The organism is Pseudarthrobacter equi (assembly GCF_900105535.1).
Lineage (GTDB): Bacteria > Actinomycetota > Actinomycetes > Actinomycetales > Micrococcaceae > Arthrobacter > Arthrobacter equi.
The window spans coordinates 804,173-819,398 of record NZ_LT629779.1 but is presented as its reverse complement, the minus strand read 5'-3'; the positions used below and the strand labels follow the sequence as shown (position 1 = coordinate 819,398).

The following is a 15,226-nucleotide window of genomic DNA, read 5'->3' as shown; positions in this document are numbered from 1 at the left end:
TCATGATGCAACCGCAAGGCCGGCCCCGGCCCAAGATTGACGATGTGGCCAGGGAGGCAGGCGTCTCGCGAGGGACAGTTTCGCGGGTGCTCAATGGCGGGCACTGGGTCAGCCCGCCCGCGTTGGCCGCCGTCAACGCCGCCATCAAAAAGACCGGGTACCGCGTCAACCCCCACGCCCGGAACCTGGCCACGAACAAGGCCAACTCGGTGGCCTTCCTGCTCACCGAAACGCACGACCGCCTGTTCGCCGACCCCAACTTCGCCGTCCTGATGCGCGGCGCCGCCGACGCCCTGGCCGAGCACGACATTCCCCTGGTGCTGATCATGGCCGGCACGGACGACGAGCAGCGCCGGGCCACCGATTTCCTCACCGCCGGCCATGTGGACGGGGTCCTGCTGGTCTCCTCGCACGGCAGCAGGAAGGGCGTCATCGCCGACATCATCGCCGCCGGCGTGCCTGCCATCGCCTGTGGCGTTCCGCTGGGCTTCGAAAAAAAGATGGGCTACGTTGCAGCCGACGACTACCAGGGCGCCCTGGAGTTGCTGGAGTTCCTGGACAACGGCGGCCGGAAGCGGATCGCCACCATCACCGGCCCGCAGGACACCTCCGGCGGCATCCGGCGGCTGGAAGCCTACCGGGCACACCAGGGCGAGGCCTTCGACGAGGCGCTGGTGGCGCCGGGTGATTACAGCCGCGAGAGCGGCGCCAGGGCCATGCGCGAGCTCCTCGCCCGGGTCCCCGACGTGGACGCCGTCTTCGCCGCCAACGACCTCATGGCGCTCGGCGCCCTGGAGGTATTGCACGACGCCGGCCGGCGGGTTCCAGAGGACGTTGCGGTAGCCGGGTTCGACGACATTTCGGCCGCGTCCGCCGCCACGCCGGCCCTGACCACGGTGCGGCAGCCGTTCGACCGGATCAGCGAGGAAATGGTGCGGTTGCTGCTGGACGTCATCGCCGGGAAAAACCATGCCGCCATCACCATTCCCACCGAACTGGTGGTACGGGAGTCGGCCTGACGGCCCCTGATTTCTACAACGTTCTAAATACCCTGCGGCGGGTTCCAAAGACAAGGCTTGTTTTGGCCCACCCCGCCGTCTAGATTGCTGGGGAAGCGTTTTCCCATTTCAAAATTGAAAGGATTCACTGATGAATCCCTCCAAGGCTCCCGCACGCCTCCTGTCGGTCGCCACTCTCGGGCTGGCACTCACCGTTGGCTGCCTCGCAGCCCCTGCTGCCGCCGTCGGGCCTTCCCCCTCCAAGCCCGGCAATCCGGGAATCCAGCTCGACTACCTGGACCGCGGCCTGGTGGCTGCGGGGACGTCCGAAGGGGTGTTCCTCAGCTGGCGCCTGCTCGGCAACGAGGCCACCGGGTCCTCCGCGACGGGCCTCACGGGCACTGACTTCAACGTGTACCGGGACGGGCAGAAGCTGGCGACGGTCACGGACAGCACCAACTACCAGGACCCCGCCGGGACCGCCGCGTCGAAGTACCAGGTGAGGGCCGTCGTCGGCGGCGTCGAACTGGACGAAAGCGCCACCGCAACCTCCTGGGGCGGCAACTTCAAGGACATCCCGCTGAAGAAGCCGGCCGACGGCACCACGCCCACCGGCCAGGCCTACACCTACTCGGCCAACGACACCTCCGTGGGCGATGTGGACGGCGATGGCCAGTACGAGTTCATCGTCAAGTGGGACCCCAACAACTCCAAGGACGTCTCGCAGGTGGGCTACACCGGCAATACGTATGTGGACACCTACAAGGCCGACGGCACGCTCCTCCACCGGATCGACCTGGGCGTCAACATCCGCTCCGGTGCCCACTACACCCAGATGCTGGTCAACGATTTCGACGGCGACGGCCGGGCCGAGCTGATGATGAAGACCGCGCCGGGCACCAAGACCACCAACTACAACGCGGACGGCAGCGTGGCCGCGGAATCGTTCATCACCATGCTCCGGTCCGATATCAATGCCGGGTACTCGAACAGCGACGACTACCGGATGAGCGCGGCGGACTACTACCAGCACATGGTGAAGGCCTTCCAGGGCTGGACGGAGCACCCCGAGGTCAAGGCCGGGAACTGGCCGGCCACCCTCGAAGAAGCCTTCGGCATCGCGCCGAAGTACAAGTACCCGCTGTCCCAGGCCGATGCCGAGGCGCTGACCGACTACTTCATGGACGTCTACGCCCCCTCGCGCAGCGCCCGGAACAACCTTCGCGCGTTCGAAGGATTCATCGTGTCCGGCCCGGAATACCTGACCGTCTTCGAAGGTGCCACGGGTAAGGAACTGAAGACCGTCGCCTACCAGCCGGGCCGGACCGACGACGGCATGATGTGGGGCGACTACGCCATGGCCCGCATCGAACCGGGCAACCGCGTGGACCGGTTCCTCGCCGGCGTCGCCTACCTGGACGGCAAGAAGCCCGCTGCGGTGTTCGCCCGCGGCTACTACACCCGCACCACCCTGGCCACCTACACCTGGGACGGCGCCAACCTCTCCCCCGTATGGAACGTGGACTCGGGCTGGACCCCCATGACCAACCCGTTCAACGACTCCCCGCACGGCCGGGACGGCACGGACCCGACCTACGGCAAGCTCACCACCCAGGGCTTCCACTCCCTGAGCGCCGCCGACGTTGACGGCGACGGCAAGCAGGAGATCGTCTACGGTTCGGCAACGCTCGACGACGACGGGTCGCTTCTGTACAGCTCATTCGACACCCTGCCGGCTGGCAGTGCCACGCCGGGCGAGGAGGCACGCCTGGGCCACGGCGATGCCATGCACGTGGCGGACATCGACCCCAACCGCCCCGGCAAGGAGATCTTCACCGTCCACGAGGGCGCTACTTACGCGCCGTACGGTTACGCCATGCGCGACGCCGCGACGGGTGAGGTGCTGTTCGGTGCCTACTCCGGCAAGGACACGGGACGCGGCATGATCGGCGACGTCGATCCCTCCGTCCCCGGCCTGGAGAACTGGGCGATCGGCATGCAGTCCGCCGACGGCCGCAAGCTTTCCAGCACAAGCCCAGGCACCAACATGAGCATCAGGTGGGCCGCAAACATGACAACCCAGATCGTCAACGGATCCGGCGACCAGACTCCCACCATCGACGACTGGACGCGGGGCCGCCTGCTGACCGCGGACGGCACGCGCACCAACAACGGCACCAAGGGCACCCCCAGCCTGGTGGCGGACATCCTGGGCGACTGGCGCGAAGAACTGGTGGTCCGCACCGCCGACAGCTCCGCATTGCGGATCTACCTAAGCACCGAGGTGACGGGCCACAAGCTCTACACCCTGATGCACGATCCCCAGTACCGTGCCGAGGTGGCCCGCCAGAACACCACGTACAACCAGCCGTCCTATACGGACTTCTACCTCGCCTCGGACATGAAGTTCGGCAACGTCCCGCTGCGCGCCGCGTGGCTTCCGGGCAGCGTGAAGGCACTGCAGAATGCGGTGGAGGACCTCGTGGAATCGGGCGAGATCGCGGGCCCGGTGGCCAGCCAGCTCACCGCGGCTACCCAGCAAGCGCAGAAGGCCGTGGAGGACCGCGACGCCGCCAAGGCAGGGCAGGCCATCCAGCGTTTCGTAAAATTCCTGGCCCAGCAGAAGAACCCGGACAAGGTATCCGACACAGCCAGGGCGGTGCTGAACCATAACGCAGGCAACGTCCTCCGCGCTTTCGAGAAATAGGGCTTCGCCGCATGATGTCCCCAGGGAAAGGACCGCCGGATTAACGGCAGACTGTTGATATGACACTTGCACCGGTTATCGCACTCAACGACGGATACTCGATTCCCCAGATCGGTCTTGGCACGTGGCCGCTGGACGACGACCAGGCGGCGGCCGCCGTCGTCCATGCCGTAGAAGCCGGCTACCGGCACATCGATACGGCAGTGAAGTACGGCAACGAACGCGGCGTGGGCAACGGCATCAAGGCCAGCGGCGCTGATCGCGGCGACCTCTTCATCACCACCAAACTGGATGGCGAGTTCCAAGGGAATGACAAGGCTGTGGAGGGGCTGAAGGGGTCGCTGCAGCGCCTTGGCCTCGACTATGTGGACCTGCTGCTGATCCACTGGCCCTTGCCCGGCCGGGATCAGTTCATCTCCACATGGAAAACGTTCGAGCGCCTTCAGGCAGAGGGAAAGGTGCGCTCCATCGGCGTGTCCAACTTCAAGCCCGAGCACCTCGAGCGGTTGATGGCTGAAACGGATATTGTTCCCGCCGTCAACCAGGTCCAGCTGACCCCTGCCGTGACCCGGGTGGCCGCAAGGGAATTCCATGCAAAACATGGCATTGCCACCGAGTCCTACAGCCCTTTGGGTGGTTCCGGGGCCGGCATCCTGGGCGCACCGGTCGTGGGCCGGCTGGCCGAAAAGCACGGCAAGACGCCGGGCCAGGTGGTGCTGCGCTGGCACGTTCAAAACGGATTGGTAACGATTCCGAAGACTGCCAATCCGGACCGGATGCGTGAGAACCTGGATGTCTTCGATTTCGTCCTGGATCCGCAGGATCTCGCGGAATTGGCTGCCCTCGACGAGGGCCCCGGCGCCGGAAACGATTCGGACGTAACCGGACACTGAGGCGGCCCTGAGCAGCCTCTTTCCTCCTCTCCGGGGTTGGCAAATCGATAGTAAGCATGATTACTATTAGGGCAGAGGATGAATTGCCTCCGGAATCCGGGGGCGTCCTTACTTAGGAAGAGGAGCGAAAAAATGGGTTTCATTGCATTTCTGATTCTCGGACTTATTGCCGGTGCGATTGCAAAGGCGATCCTTCCGGGACGCCAGGGCGGCGGCTGGATCATCACCATGGTGCTGGGCGTCGTAGGTGCCCTCCTTGGCGGATGGATCGGCGGCGCGCTGTTCGGCGGCGGACTGCAGGAGTTCTTCTCGCTGCAGACCTGGCTGCTGGCGATCCTCGGATCGCTGATCGTCCTTGCGATCTACGGCATGGTCACTAAGCGCGGTGCGCGCCGCTAACGCAGCGCCCACAGCCAGGAAGCCGGCCTGGGGAGTACATCCCCAGGCCGGTTTTCACATTTCCGGTCACGGCGTTGCAGCCGGGCCGGACCTGGAAACCTTCTTTCGGAGCAGGAGTTCACCATGAAAAACAAGCTTCTTTTGGGTGTTGGAGTTGCCGTCGGTTACGTCCTTGGATCACGGTCAGGACGCGCTGCATACGACAAGCTGAAGGCCCGCGCCGCCGGAGTCTGGGACAGCAAGCCCGTTCAGGACAAAGTGGCAGTTGCTACCGAGGCCATCAAGGAGAAAGCCCCGGATGTAGCCGACCAGCTCACAGAAGCAGCCCGGCGCGCCGGAACTGTGTTGGGTTCGGCTATACACCGCGATGACTCCTCCGGGAAGTCAGCGCCATCCAGCGCCGATACTTCACCTTCCGCCGGTTCGGCGGGCGGGCTCGGCGGAGACCACATTCCAGCCCACAGCACGCATCCCGAAACCACGAACCTCGGCACCACCAGCGAGGGCAACTCCAAGAGCTAACCGCTCCGCGGAGACAGCCGCCTTGGGGTGAACCCCCGATTGACAAGGGGCTCCTGCCTTCCGTGTGCTACAACTGATTCGCCTTGCCGGCCGTCGCGATCCTTGGGGGACGCGCCGGCCGGCAGCGTGTTTAAGCTCTGCCCGCTGGCTCCTGCCTATTCCGTGCTGCCGGTGCAGGGAATCGAACCGAGCATCCATGCGCTGCCAAAACCTAAGACCTGGCGTCGGGCCATTGGTTGGGGTCGTAACCGTTGATCCCCGGTACACGTCGTGCTGGCTGGAGGCTATCCACGTCTTCCGCATGCTCAGGGGCAACGGAATCCGCGTTTACGGCAGCGTCATTACCCGAATCCTCAGGGTCCTCCCGGACCGTCTTGCCGCGTTCCCTGCCAGCCATTTGCCACTCCCGGCCCATTGTTGACGAAGGCCCGTCTGCATGAACCACTACGGCAACCCTAGTCCCGGGCGAACGCCGAAACCGCTGGAAACCATCAAGAAAATGGCAAATTTCCTCGAGGTACAGCTGCGCGTCCGCTCCGACTGCGGGTGACGTGACCGGGTCGCGTGACCTGGTCAGGGGCCGGTTGGGGTCAGGTTTTCCACATAGGGGTTTGTGGGGGTCCTGATTGTCAGTGCCCTTTGGCAGAGTGGGGTCATGGAAGCCATTGGGGAGCAGGTGTCGGAGAGCGGGGACTCTTCGGGCTTGCTGCCTCTGGGCCGCTCCAGCAGCCGCCCTTCCGCCACGCCCGACGACGGGCCGAACCTCCGCACGGCAGGCCACCTTCGGCCCGTCCCCGGCTCCCCCGCACCAGACCACGCATCAGAGCAGCCACTGGACCTGCCTTTGGATGTGTCTGCCCTGACCGCACGGGTGGCCGCCGCGGCTGTCACAGCCCGCGAAGCCCTGCCCACAACCGGCTACACCAGCGCGGCCACGTTCGCCGCCGACGTCGAAGAGCTCTCCCGCTGCGTGGAGTATCTCCAACTCATCGCTGCCGGGGCCGTGGACCACACCCGCACCCACGCGATCACCGACGCCGCCACCCGGGCTGCCACCCACCGGACCGCACGCCGCACTACCGCCGGGGTCAGTTCCTGGGACGCCAACGGCACCGAAACCCTCAACGAAACCGACACCAACTGGCCCACACCCGCCGGGGCACCCACGGTGGTGAGGTCCCCGGCCGATGACGGCTGCCGGAACACCGCCGAGTTCCTCCGGCTCAGGCTCCGCATCCCCATCCGCGAAGCCCGCCGCCGCCTCACCCTCGCCCAGCAAACCCTGCCCGGCACCACCCTCACCGGCACACCCACACCGCCACCACACGAACACCTCGCCACCACCCTCGCACCATCCGACGCCAGCACCGGCCAGCCCGCCACCCCAGCCACACCACCACACACCATCACCGCACCCGCCGTGTCCTCCCAGGCGGCCACCATCATCACCGCCACCCTCGACCGGCTACAACACCACACCACCCCCGAAATCCTGCACGGCATCGAACACCACCTCACCCACGCCGCCACCACCGCAGACCCCGACTTCCTCACCCGCCTGGCCCAACGCCTCACCGAAACCATCGACGCCGACGGCACCGAACCCACCGAAGAAGCACTCCGCCACACCCAAGGCGCCTTCATCCGCAAACCCCGCCACGGCCTCCACCACGTCGAAATCTTCGCCACCACCGACCAATACGAACACCTCCTCACCGCCATGAACATCGCCACCAACCCCCGCACCACCACCCCCAACACCACCACCAACCGGGCAGCCACAGACGCCGACGACGGGGGCAATGGCGACAACACCGTGCTTCAAGAAGGCGCCCGCTCAGGCAATCAGGCATCCCCCGCCCCGGACCTGGAACGCCGCACCCGCCCCCAACAACAACTCGACGGCATCATCACCGCCGTCAAAACCGCCCTCACCACCAACCACCTCCCCACCACCGGCGGCAACAGACCCCAAATCATCGCCACCATCAACCACCACGACCTCTTCCCCACCCCCACACCCACAACACCCCACACACCGGCCGCCGGAACCTTCGCCTTCACCGGCCCCGTCGCCGCCACCACCCTCCGCAAAATCGCCTGCGACGCCGACATCATCCCCGCACTCCTGGGCACCACCAGCGAAATCCTCGACCTCGGACGCAAAACCAGACTCTTCACCCCAACCCAACGCGTAGCCCTCACCGCCCGCGACCAAGGCTGCACCTTCCCCAACTGCACCATCCCCGCCCCCTGGTGCGAAGCCCACCACATCACCTACTGGTCACACGGAGGCCACACCAACACCACCAACGGCACAAGTTGCTAATCTGACCCCTTCAGCCGGTTACGAGGCATCTCCTTTAGGTTCGGCTATTCCGCATAGCGTGCGGGCGTAGGTTGCCAGCCTTGACGCTCGAGCCTTGCGAAATGTCTCGAAATCCGATGCGAAGTCCTCGTCTTCCAGGAACGCCGACGTCAGGATTTCCTCCAGGCTGTCCTCGTCGTCAGGCATGAGCTGCCTGTAAACGTCGGGAGCCTTGCGGCGAATCTTGTTGTTGTCGTCTCGCGAGAGGAAGCAGAAGTTGGCGAAGCTGTTGATCTCGTAGGGGTCGACCCCTAGCTCTTCGAGGTGCGCCTTGGGGAAGATATGGTGAAATTCGCTCTTGTTGTAAGCCTGAAGAACTGCCTTGAGGTCTACTTTGTTGCCGGAAAGGAAGCTGCGAGGCCCTTTGCTCGCGAGCATGTTGACGAACGTCGCTGTTCGCGCTGAGTTCATTCGGAAATTGCTGGTAAGGAAGAAATCTTCGGATACGGCAACCGAGAATTTAGCGATCTCGGTTGCGGACCCTTCCCTCAGCGCCGCCATTTCTATGATGTCTGCTTTAGCCGCGCGAATAGTTTGGCCGCTGTAACGCTCCGAGAAGCAAGCTCTCCAGAACCACTTCTTCAGTTCCTTTGTTTGGGCATTGGTGTGTCGGGGAAGCTGGCCGGAATTGACAGCAAAGAACACAGCTAGGGGAACAAGCATCAGCGGGTAAGGGAGCGTCTTCACCGTTTCAACGTTGAGTTGTTTGCTGAGGAATTCGACGGCCCCCTTGATGCCATTCACCACTCGCTCGTATGCATCCCGTATTTCGTCGCCGTCGGCACTCATCAGGGCCTCGACGGTGGGGTCGCCCTTGAGTACGGCGGCACAGGCCCGCAACACCAGGTCTCCGCCGGTGACCGCGTCGCCGAAGGCAAAGAGTTCCAATTCGTCTTCCAAATCCAAGAATTTCTGCCGAAGGTCGAAGTCTTCGCTCCACGTCCAAGCTGACAGCAGCTCAAGCGGACTCAGTTCCACGCCGAGCCGGTTAATTCGTTCGAACACGATTGCGACCGTAGCCCGGTCTTCGGTCTCGATCGCCTGAACGGGAATCATCGCTTCCTTGAAGCGACTGTGCAGGTCATCTAGGAGATTTAGCTTGTCCGCGTCCGCACTGAATGGGTCAGTCGCACGACGATACTCTGCCGAGTCGAACAGTGCCCTCAGCGGGAAGTGGGCATTGGGGTCGACCTCGCTTTCGGCCAAGGCGAGGAACTGCGACTGCTGAGCGCTAGATTCGGCTGTGAGGTCAAAATACACATCCGGATACTCGTTCCCGGCCGGCCTGGTGAGCTCTGTCTGAAAAGTCATAAAGAGCGATGTAACTCGCTGTTGACCATCCAAGACATATGTCACTGGGTGCTTGCCTTCAGGCTCAGGCAAGGAGTAAGGGCCGATTTGGCGGTCGGCGTCCAACTGCTGCTGGGTTGTCCAAAACAGAAGCGAGCCATATGGGTATCCCTTGTAAATGGAATCCATGAAGTGAGCAATTCTCTCGGAATCCCACACGAACGCTCGCTGAAATGCGGGGATTCGGATCTGTCCGCTATGCACCTGGGCGAGAAGCGTTCTGATGGGCATGCTCTTAAGTTCGGCCACAATTCCTCCATAGGCTGATATCTACTCACGAGAATACGGCAGGCGGCGCAGCCGTCTGGGAAGCCGCCGCGGCAGCGGCGGTCTTTACTTGAAATAGCAACATAACTCGGGGACTACATCAGGCACATGTCGCCGTCGACGTCGGTTACGGCGGCGATGCCCTTTTTACGTGCTGCCGCTGCGCAGCGCTTGCATCCTGTAAGTGCGAACCATGTTCGCGATGGTCCGGAAGTCTCTACGCCGCAGAACGAGATGTAGGGGTCATCGAGCAGCGCAAGGTGAGGTCGCGTGCCGCCCGGGGTGTCGACAATCAAGATGTCGGGTCCGTGTTCGCCGCTGCGCTCGTGGCTCGTATTCATGCGCTCAGAGTAGCGGGCAGACGGTGGCAAGGGACGCAGCGCCCGCAGGACGCTCCGCGTCCGAGGACGAACGTCCCGCGGCAGCTAGTGACAGCCGTGTAATTCGTGTGGCAAGATGGGCGCATTGCAGGACCGGCAGAACCAACTCAGGGCCGGAATAGATACTTAGCAGGTGGCCTTCCTGGGGGGCCGAGCAGCGTGGTAGGCCCGCGTCCAAGAGAATGCTCACGGTTAAATGACAGAGTTGGGCCCACCGGAGCGAGACCGGATGCTAAGGCCCCTGTCAATCATCAACCATTTTTGTCAGTGGACCTTGGCGATTCCTTGTCGGTTTCGTTCTCTTGGGGTCCTATGTCTACGTCACCTGTCAGCGCTTCCCTTGGTCGGCTCATCGCCGCGGATGCCGGCTGGTTCTTCTCTCTGTATCCGGATGCCGGCGAGGGCGGCGGTGGGTTCCGGTCGTCGTACAAACCGAACCGCGCCTTCGTGGCAAAAGGCTCTGCTGCCGATCCAGAGCGTGCAGCTGCGGAGGCCGGGAGGCGGGCACGGTCAAAACTTCGCCGCTATTGTGCAGCAAACCGGCTCAACCGTCTTGGCACCCTCACGTACGCAAAGCCCTGCCGTGATCCGCAGGAGCTGCGCTCCCATCTTGGCGCATTTTTCCGGGACCTCCGGTCAGGTCTCGGCGGTTATCCACTGCCATACGCCTGGGTTCCAGAGTGGCACAAGACGGATCACGGCCTGCATGCCCACTTCGCTGTCGGCCAATACGTCCGGCAGCGCCTGATCAGAGAAGTGTGGGGCCGCGGGCATGTCCATATCAAGCTGCTGGGTGATTTGCCGGTCGGTTCCGGGGCTTTGTCCGAAGCACGCAAGGCAGCCGGGTATCTGTCCAAATACGTGACCAAGACATTCACTGATCCGGAGTCGCGGGTGTTCGGGCTGCACCGTTACGACGTGGCGCAGGGCTTCCAACCGGTCAGACTTGCCCTCAGCGGCGACTCCCCCGGAGATGTCCTTGCGCAGGCCTCCGACTACTTGAATGGCCCTCCGGTGACGCAATGGTCGTCGGCCTCAGTGGAGGACTGGGCGGGTGCCCCTGCTATCTGGGCGCAGTGGGGTGCGTGATGGTCGACCAGCGGGTGCTTGCTGAGTGGGTGGAGGCCACGTGCGCTGCCCAGGGTGTTCCGGTTCGCGTGACTGATCCCGGTGTTCTTGCCCGGGTTGGCGTGCTTATGGGTGCCGCGCAGGGAACGGACGGACGCGGCAGCGGCCGGAGTACCGCCGCGGCGTCATAGCTGCCACACGGGCTGAATCCGGGCCGGGTCCAGTGACCGTGCCCCAGGCGTTCCGGGCATGATGGTCGCATAGTCCAAGACGGCCTTGATGATCGCGGCCTGCCGGTCAAGGTTCAGCGTTTCCCATTGTTCCTTGAGCTGGCTGCCGGTGCCGATCAGCCCATCAAGTGCTGTGGAGTTTGAGGCCTGCGCCAGTTGCCGTTCGGTGGCTTTGATTCTGGCTTCGATGGGGCCGCGCGCGGCCTTCCACTCCGCGCTCGAGATGTCTTTCGCTGCCCATAGTTCAGAAAGCTCCTTCATCTGGTTACGGTCATCTTCCAGCGACTCAAGCAGGGTGCTTTGTCGGTCGTCGGCTGCGCGGCGGCCTTTCAGCGTTTCGGACAACTCGATGGTGTCCAAGCGCATAAGAACGCCTGCGGCAAGGAACTCTTCCAGTGGGGCGGCGACGATCGCGATGCCACCGCAACCGCCGTGGTCGGGCCCAGACAGGCAGACGTAGCGGCGGGTGTCGACGCGAATGGCGGAGAACAGTTTGTTTCCGCATTTGCCGCAGCGTAGGAGCCCGGAGAGGACGTAGCGGCGCGGGGCGCGGGTGTTCGTGCGCCTTTTGGTTTCGAAGTGGCCAAGAATCTGCTGTCGCTGTTCACGTGTGATGATGGCGGGCCACTGGGCGTCCGCAACGACGATTCCCTTGTGTTCCCTAAGTCCTGCGATGCGCCCGGATTTGAGTATCGCGTTCAGCGTCATCGTCTGCCACTGACCACCAGCAGTGGTCTGTACGCCTTCCTCGTTCAGCCATACACAGATGGAACGCGAGGATTCCCCGGCGAGGAACCGGGCCACGGCCTGCCGAAGAATTTCCGCCTCGGCCTCGTTGACCGTCATGCGGTCCTGCTCATATCCGAAGGGCCGGTGGTGTCCGCCGTTCGGTAGTCCTTGTTCTGCGGTCTGACGCGCCTTGCGCTGGAGTCGCTGGGACTTCCGGCCGGATTCTTTGGAGGCAATCGCTGCCAGGATGCGGGCCATGAAGAGGCCGTCATCGTTGCCGAGATCAATGTCCGCTGTCACGGATTTGACCTGTGTCACCCCGGCTTGTTCACAAAGCCTGGTGAACTGCTCCAGCTCCATCGGCTGTCGGGTCAGCCTGTCCATGTTGTAGACGATGACGGCGTCCCGGTAGCCTCCGGCGAGGTCATCGAGCATCCGCTGGTACTGCGGCCGCGGCTTTCCTTTGAAAGCGCTGATGTCGTTGTCGACGTATTCTTCGCCCACGGTCCAGCCGTGATCGGCGGCGAGCTTCCGGCAATCCTCCAACTGACGTGTCACGCCGAGGGCCTCCCCTGACTGGTCGGAGGAGATGCGGGCGTAGATCGCGGCCGAGCCGGGCTTTTGCATGGGGTCAGACTAACAAAGCGTCAGTAACGGCACACTCCTCTGCACCCATCACCACCACCTCATCCACAAAGAAAACTGGACCATCACCACCACCAACGGCACCCCAACCTTCATCCCCCCACCCCACATCGACCCCACCCAAACACCCCAACAAAACCACTACTTCAAACCACCACCCCAACCACCACAACCAGCGCCCACCGCAGCCAACACCCCCTGGCCATGACCCACGCCCAACACATTTGGGGTTGCCCCCAACACGTTGACAGGACAGCTACAGGCGCGTGGTTGCACCCGCACCGCCGGGGGCGCCCCTACTTGTGGACGCTCCCCACCACGACCGTGCCATCGAGTTCCTCTGAATGAACGGTGGTCACAGAAAGTCCTGTGGCGGCCACGAGCGCGGCTGTGCCGTCGGCCTGTTGCCCGCTGGTTTCAATGAGCACGCAGCCGTGCGGCGCGAGCCAGTCCTTGGCGCCCGCCGCCACACGGCGGTGGAAGTCGAGCCCGTCAGGTCCGCCATCGAGGGAAATGAGCGGTTCGTGAACGCGCGCCTCGGGCGGCATGGTTTTGATGGCATCGGTGGGAACGTATGGTGCGTTGACGGCGAGGATGTCGACCCTGCCTCTAAGCCTGTGAGGGAGCGCATCGAACAGATCACCGATGTGGACCTGGCCACCCATGGCCTCGAGATTGCTCCGCGCACACTCCACAGCCACGGGATCAATATCCGCGGCGTGCAGTTCTGCTCGTGGGAATCGTCGCGCAAGGGCCGCCACAACGGCTCCGGAACCGCAACATAAGTCCACCACCACACCATCGAAGAAAGCATTTCCCCGTGGGCCTTGGACCGCCGTGGCGCTGCCGGACGGGGAGGCACCTGAAACGGCGCCGCGTGACATACCGTCCTCTGCTGATATCAGCTCAGCGGCAAGCCGAACCAACAGCTCGGTCCGGCGCCGGGGAACGAAAACACCGGGCCGGACCGCCATGCGGTGGCCATCGAACTCTGCCCAGCCCAGGATGTACTCCAGCGGAACACCTGCCACCCGGCGCCGCACGCAGTCTGCCAGCTCGGCGGGGCTGGCCGCCTGCTCAAGGAGAAGCTGGGCTTCCTCCTCGGCAAACACGCAGCCGGCGGCCCGCAGAGCGTCGGCTACTTCAACCACACGCATGCCCAACTGTTTCGGAGTTCCGGAGGACGGGACAGGATGCAACGTGCTCCCCTTCGGAATGAGTGCGGGCGCTAGTGGTTGCCCGGCGCTGGGAGACCGGCCGGCGAGGGAGTGAACCCGAGACAACAAGATCACCCACCGGATCACCCTCCATCTGCCTGGCTGGAAATTTCATCGTAATTGACGCCACGCCGCCGCGGCAGTGGCAGTGTTTATTGGCAGGATGGAGCCATGACACCTGCCTCCGGGACACCTGCCACAGAGGGCCAAGTTCCTCACACCGCCATCATCTGGACTGGCGCCTACACCCCGGACGGCGGCGGACGCGCAGAGGGCATCGGCGCCCTCCGAGCCAACGCGGACGGGAGCCTGGAATGGCTCGGCACGGCAGTGGCGGCCCAGTCGCCGTCGTTCGTTGCCGTCCACCCGACCCTTCCCGTGGTGTACGCCGTGGCCGAGCAGCGCAGGATGGTCCAGGCCTACCGGCACGTTGATAACCACAGGCTGGAACCGATGGGCACACCCTGGCCGGCAGGCGAGGCCACCTGCCACGTTGCCGTAGACCCGCAGGGCCGCTTCGTCACCGCAACCTGCTGGGGAGACGGCCAGGTCCTGCTCTATGAACTGGATGCCGACGGCGGGATCACGGAGCGGTTTCCGGCCTCGCCGTCGGTTGATCCGCATGCGGCCCACTCCCCCGATGAGCGCCGGCAGAGCAGGGCGCACACCAGCCTTATGCTGCACGACGGGCGGGTCATGACCACAGACCTGGGCCACGACACACTCCGAATCTGGACCTACAAACCCGGGACCGGGTTGGTGGCCGACCATGAGGTTGTCCTGCCCTTCGGCAGCGGCCCCCGGCATCTGACACTGCACTCCGGCGGTAACGTGTTCGTCGTCTCCGAATACTCCATCGAGGTCTTTGTTGTCCGGCCGGACGCCGGCATCTTCGAGCTGGTGTTCCGCGGTCCCGCAACACTGGGAGGTGCCAAGGACGGCGACTCGGCCGCCGAAATCTGCCTCGGCCCCGAAGGCACCTTTGCCTACGCAGGCGTCCGCGGATCCAACCGGATCAGCGTGCTTGAGGTGGGCAGCAACGGCAGTGAACTGCTGCCCGTGCAGGACCTGGACAGCGGCGGGGACTGGCCCCGGCACCACCTGGTCCGGGGGCCCTGGCTGCACGTCGCCCACGAGCGCTCTGACAACGTGGCCACCTTCGCCCTGGACCCAGGGACAGGCCTTCCCGGACCGGTGGTCCATAACGTCGAAACTCCTTCGCCTACCGCCCTGGTGCCAAACGGCTGACACGGCCGCGCGTTGCGAGGTCCCGGCATGAAGCGGCTCAAATCCGCGTGAGAGGGCCTTCCGGCTGCCTCCGACGGGCAGTTTCCTCAACACTGGAGTAATCCTGCGCCAGCGCCTACGGTTGTGATGTGGTTCACAGGAAGCATGCTTTCCTTCGGACCCGGCGGCGCCCTTGCCGCACCAACCCTTGCCGACAGCAAGCCTG

At 64.0% G+C, this 15,226-nt stretch carries 12 protein-coding genes and 1 pseudogene; 9 read left to right on the top strand and 4 right to left on the bottom strand.

What is annotated here, in order from left to right; genetic code table 11:
- The first annotated feature begins 2 nt into the window (after positions 1-2).
- The 6 genes from BLT71_RS03685 to BLT71_RS03660 all read left to right on the top strand — a co-directional run bounded on the left by BLT71_RS03685 (position 3) and on the right by BLT71_RS03660 (position 7,848).
- Entirely contained in the window at positions 3-1,019 is a 1,017-nt protein-coding gene (locus BLT71_RS03685; RefSeq protein WP_091717687.1) for a LacI family DNA-binding transcriptional regulator, read from the top strand.
- Positions 1,020-1,149: 130 nt separating this feature from the next.
- Positions 1,150-3,705: a rhamnogalacturonan lyase gene (locus BLT71_RS03680; RefSeq protein WP_091717685.1), complete on the top strand. Its 2,556-nt coding sequence runs from the start codon at positions 1,150-1,152 to the stop codon at positions 3,703-3,705.
- A gap of 59 nt (positions 3,706-3,764) precedes the next feature.
- Positions 3,765-4,598, top strand: coding sequence for an aldo/keto reductase (locus tag BLT71_RS03675; protein WP_091717683.1), 834 nt, complete (start codon positions 3,765-3,767; stop codon positions 4,596-4,598).
- A 132-nt stretch (positions 4,599-4,730) separates the two neighbouring features.
- Positions 4,731-4,997 carry a GlsB/YeaQ/YmgE family stress response membrane protein gene (locus tag BLT71_RS03670; RefSeq protein WP_015935712.1) on the top strand — a complete coding sequence of 89 codons (267 nt, stop codon included), beginning with the start codon at positions 4,731-4,733 and terminating at the stop codon, positions 4,995-4,997.
- Positions 4,998-5,120: 123 nt separating this feature from the next.
- Positions 5,121-5,519, top strand: coding sequence for a hypothetical protein (locus BLT71_RS03665; protein ID WP_091717681.1), 399 nt, complete (start codon positions 5,121-5,123; stop codon positions 5,517-5,519).
- A 655-nt stretch (positions 5,520-6,174) separates the two neighbouring features.
- Positions 6,175-7,848 carry an HNH endonuclease signature motif containing protein gene (locus tag BLT71_RS03660; protein ID WP_091717679.1) on the top strand — a complete coding sequence of 558 codons (1,674 nt, stop codon included), beginning with the start codon at positions 6,175-6,177 and terminating at the stop codon, positions 7,846-7,848.
- 18 nt (positions 7,849-7,866) lie between these two features.
- Here BLT71_RS03660 and BLT71_RS03655 read toward each other — a convergent pair whose 3' ends face one another.
- Positions 7,867-9,468 (bottom strand): GmrSD restriction endonuclease domain-containing protein, encoded by a 1,602-nt coding sequence (locus BLT71_RS03655; RefSeq protein WP_231994514.1) that lies wholly within the window; start codon positions 9,466-9,468, stop codon positions 7,867-7,869.
- Positions 9,469-9,599: 131 nt separating this feature from the next.
- Positions 9,600-9,845 carry a hypothetical protein gene (locus BLT71_RS20315; protein ID WP_157693419.1) on the bottom strand — a complete coding sequence of 82 codons (246 nt, stop codon included), beginning with the start codon at positions 9,843-9,845 and terminating at the stop codon, positions 9,600-9,602.
- A gap of 351 nt (positions 9,846-10,196) precedes the next feature.
- On the opposite strand from BLT71_RS20315, the gene BLT71_RS03650 reads away from it, so the two are divergent.
- A complete protein-coding gene (locus BLT71_RS03650; protein ID WP_091717676.1) occupies positions 10,197-10,973 on the top strand; it encodes a rolling circle replication-associated protein in 777 nt (258 codons plus the stop codon).
- 164 nt (positions 10,974-11,137) lie between these two features.
- Here the strand turns inward: BLT71_RS03650 and BLT71_RS03645 are convergent, their stop codons facing one another.
- Entirely contained in the window at positions 11,138-12,538 is a 1,401-nt protein-coding gene (locus tag BLT71_RS03645; protein WP_091717674.1) for a recombinase family protein, read from the bottom strand.
- A 16-nt stretch (positions 12,539-12,554) separates the two neighbouring features.
- On the opposite strand from BLT71_RS03645, the pseudogene BLT71_RS21000 reads away from it, so the two are divergent.
- A pseudogene (locus BLT71_RS21000) lies at positions 12,555-12,764 on the top strand (hypothetical protein); the annotation flags it as partial.
- An 88-nt stretch (positions 12,765-12,852) separates the two neighbouring features.
- Here BLT71_RS21000 and BLT71_RS03640 read toward each other — a convergent pair.
- The gene (locus BLT71_RS03640) at positions 12,853-13,713 is read right to left on the bottom strand and encodes a methyltransferase (protein WP_091717672.1); all 861 of its coding nucleotides are present in this window, start codon (positions 13,711-13,713) and stop codon (positions 12,853-12,855) included.
- A gap of 231 nt (positions 13,714-13,944) precedes the next feature.
- On the opposite strand from BLT71_RS03640, the gene BLT71_RS03635 reads away from it, so the two are divergent.
- Positions 13,945-15,021 (top strand): lactonase family protein, encoded by a 1,077-nt coding sequence (locus BLT71_RS03635; RefSeq protein WP_172829900.1) that lies wholly within the window; start codon positions 13,945-13,947, stop codon positions 15,019-15,021.
- The last annotated feature ends 205 nt before the right edge of the window (positions 15,022-15,226 follow it).

Bases quoted from the DNA above. Each gene is read 5' to 3' on its own strand.
- BLT71_RS03640 (WP_091717672.1), bottom strand. From the start codon at position 13,713: ATGCGTGTGGTTGAAGTAGCCGACGCTCTGCGGGCCGCCGGCTGCGTG.
- BLT71_RS03645 (WP_091717674.1), bottom strand. From the start codon at position 12,538: ATGCAAAAGCCCGGCTCGGCCGCGATCTACGCCCGCATCTCCTCCGAC.
- BLT71_RS03655 (WP_231994514.1), bottom strand. From the start codon at position 9,468: ATGCCCATCAGAACGCTTCTCGCCCAGGTGCATAGCGGACAGATCCGA.
- BLT71_RS03665 (WP_091717681.1), top strand. From the start codon at position 5,121: ATGAAAAACAAGCTTCTTTTGGGTGTTGGAGTTGCCGTCGGTTACGTC.
- BLT71_RS03685 (WP_091717687.1), top strand. From the start codon at position 3: ATGATGCAACCGCAAGGCCGGCCCCGGCCCAAGATTGACGATGTGGCC.
- BLT71_RS03680 (WP_091717685.1), top strand. From the start codon at position 1,150: ATGAATCCCTCCAAGGCTCCCGCACGCCTCCTGTCGGTCGCCACTCTC.
- BLT71_RS03660 (WP_091717679.1), top strand. From the start codon at position 6,175: ATGGAAGCCATTGGGGAGCAGGTGTCGGAGAGCGGGGACTCTTCGGGC.
- BLT71_RS03675 (WP_091717683.1), top strand. From the start codon at position 3,765: ATGACACTTGCACCGGTTATCGCACTCAACGACGGATACTCGATTCCC.
- BLT71_RS20315 (WP_157693419.1), bottom strand. From the start codon at position 9,845: ATGAATACGAGCCACGAGCGCAGCGGCGAACACGGACCCGACATCTTG.
- BLT71_RS03635 (WP_172829900.1), top strand. From the start codon at position 13,945: ATGACACCTGCCTCCGGGACACCTGCCACAGAGGGCCAAGTTCCTCAC.
- BLT71_RS03650 (WP_091717676.1), top strand. From the start codon at position 10,197: ATGTCTACGTCACCTGTCAGCGCTTCCCTTGGTCGGCTCATCGCCGCG.
- BLT71_RS03670 (WP_015935712.1), top strand. From the start codon at position 4,731: ATGGGTTTCATTGCATTTCTGATTCTCGGACTTATTGCCGGTGCGATT.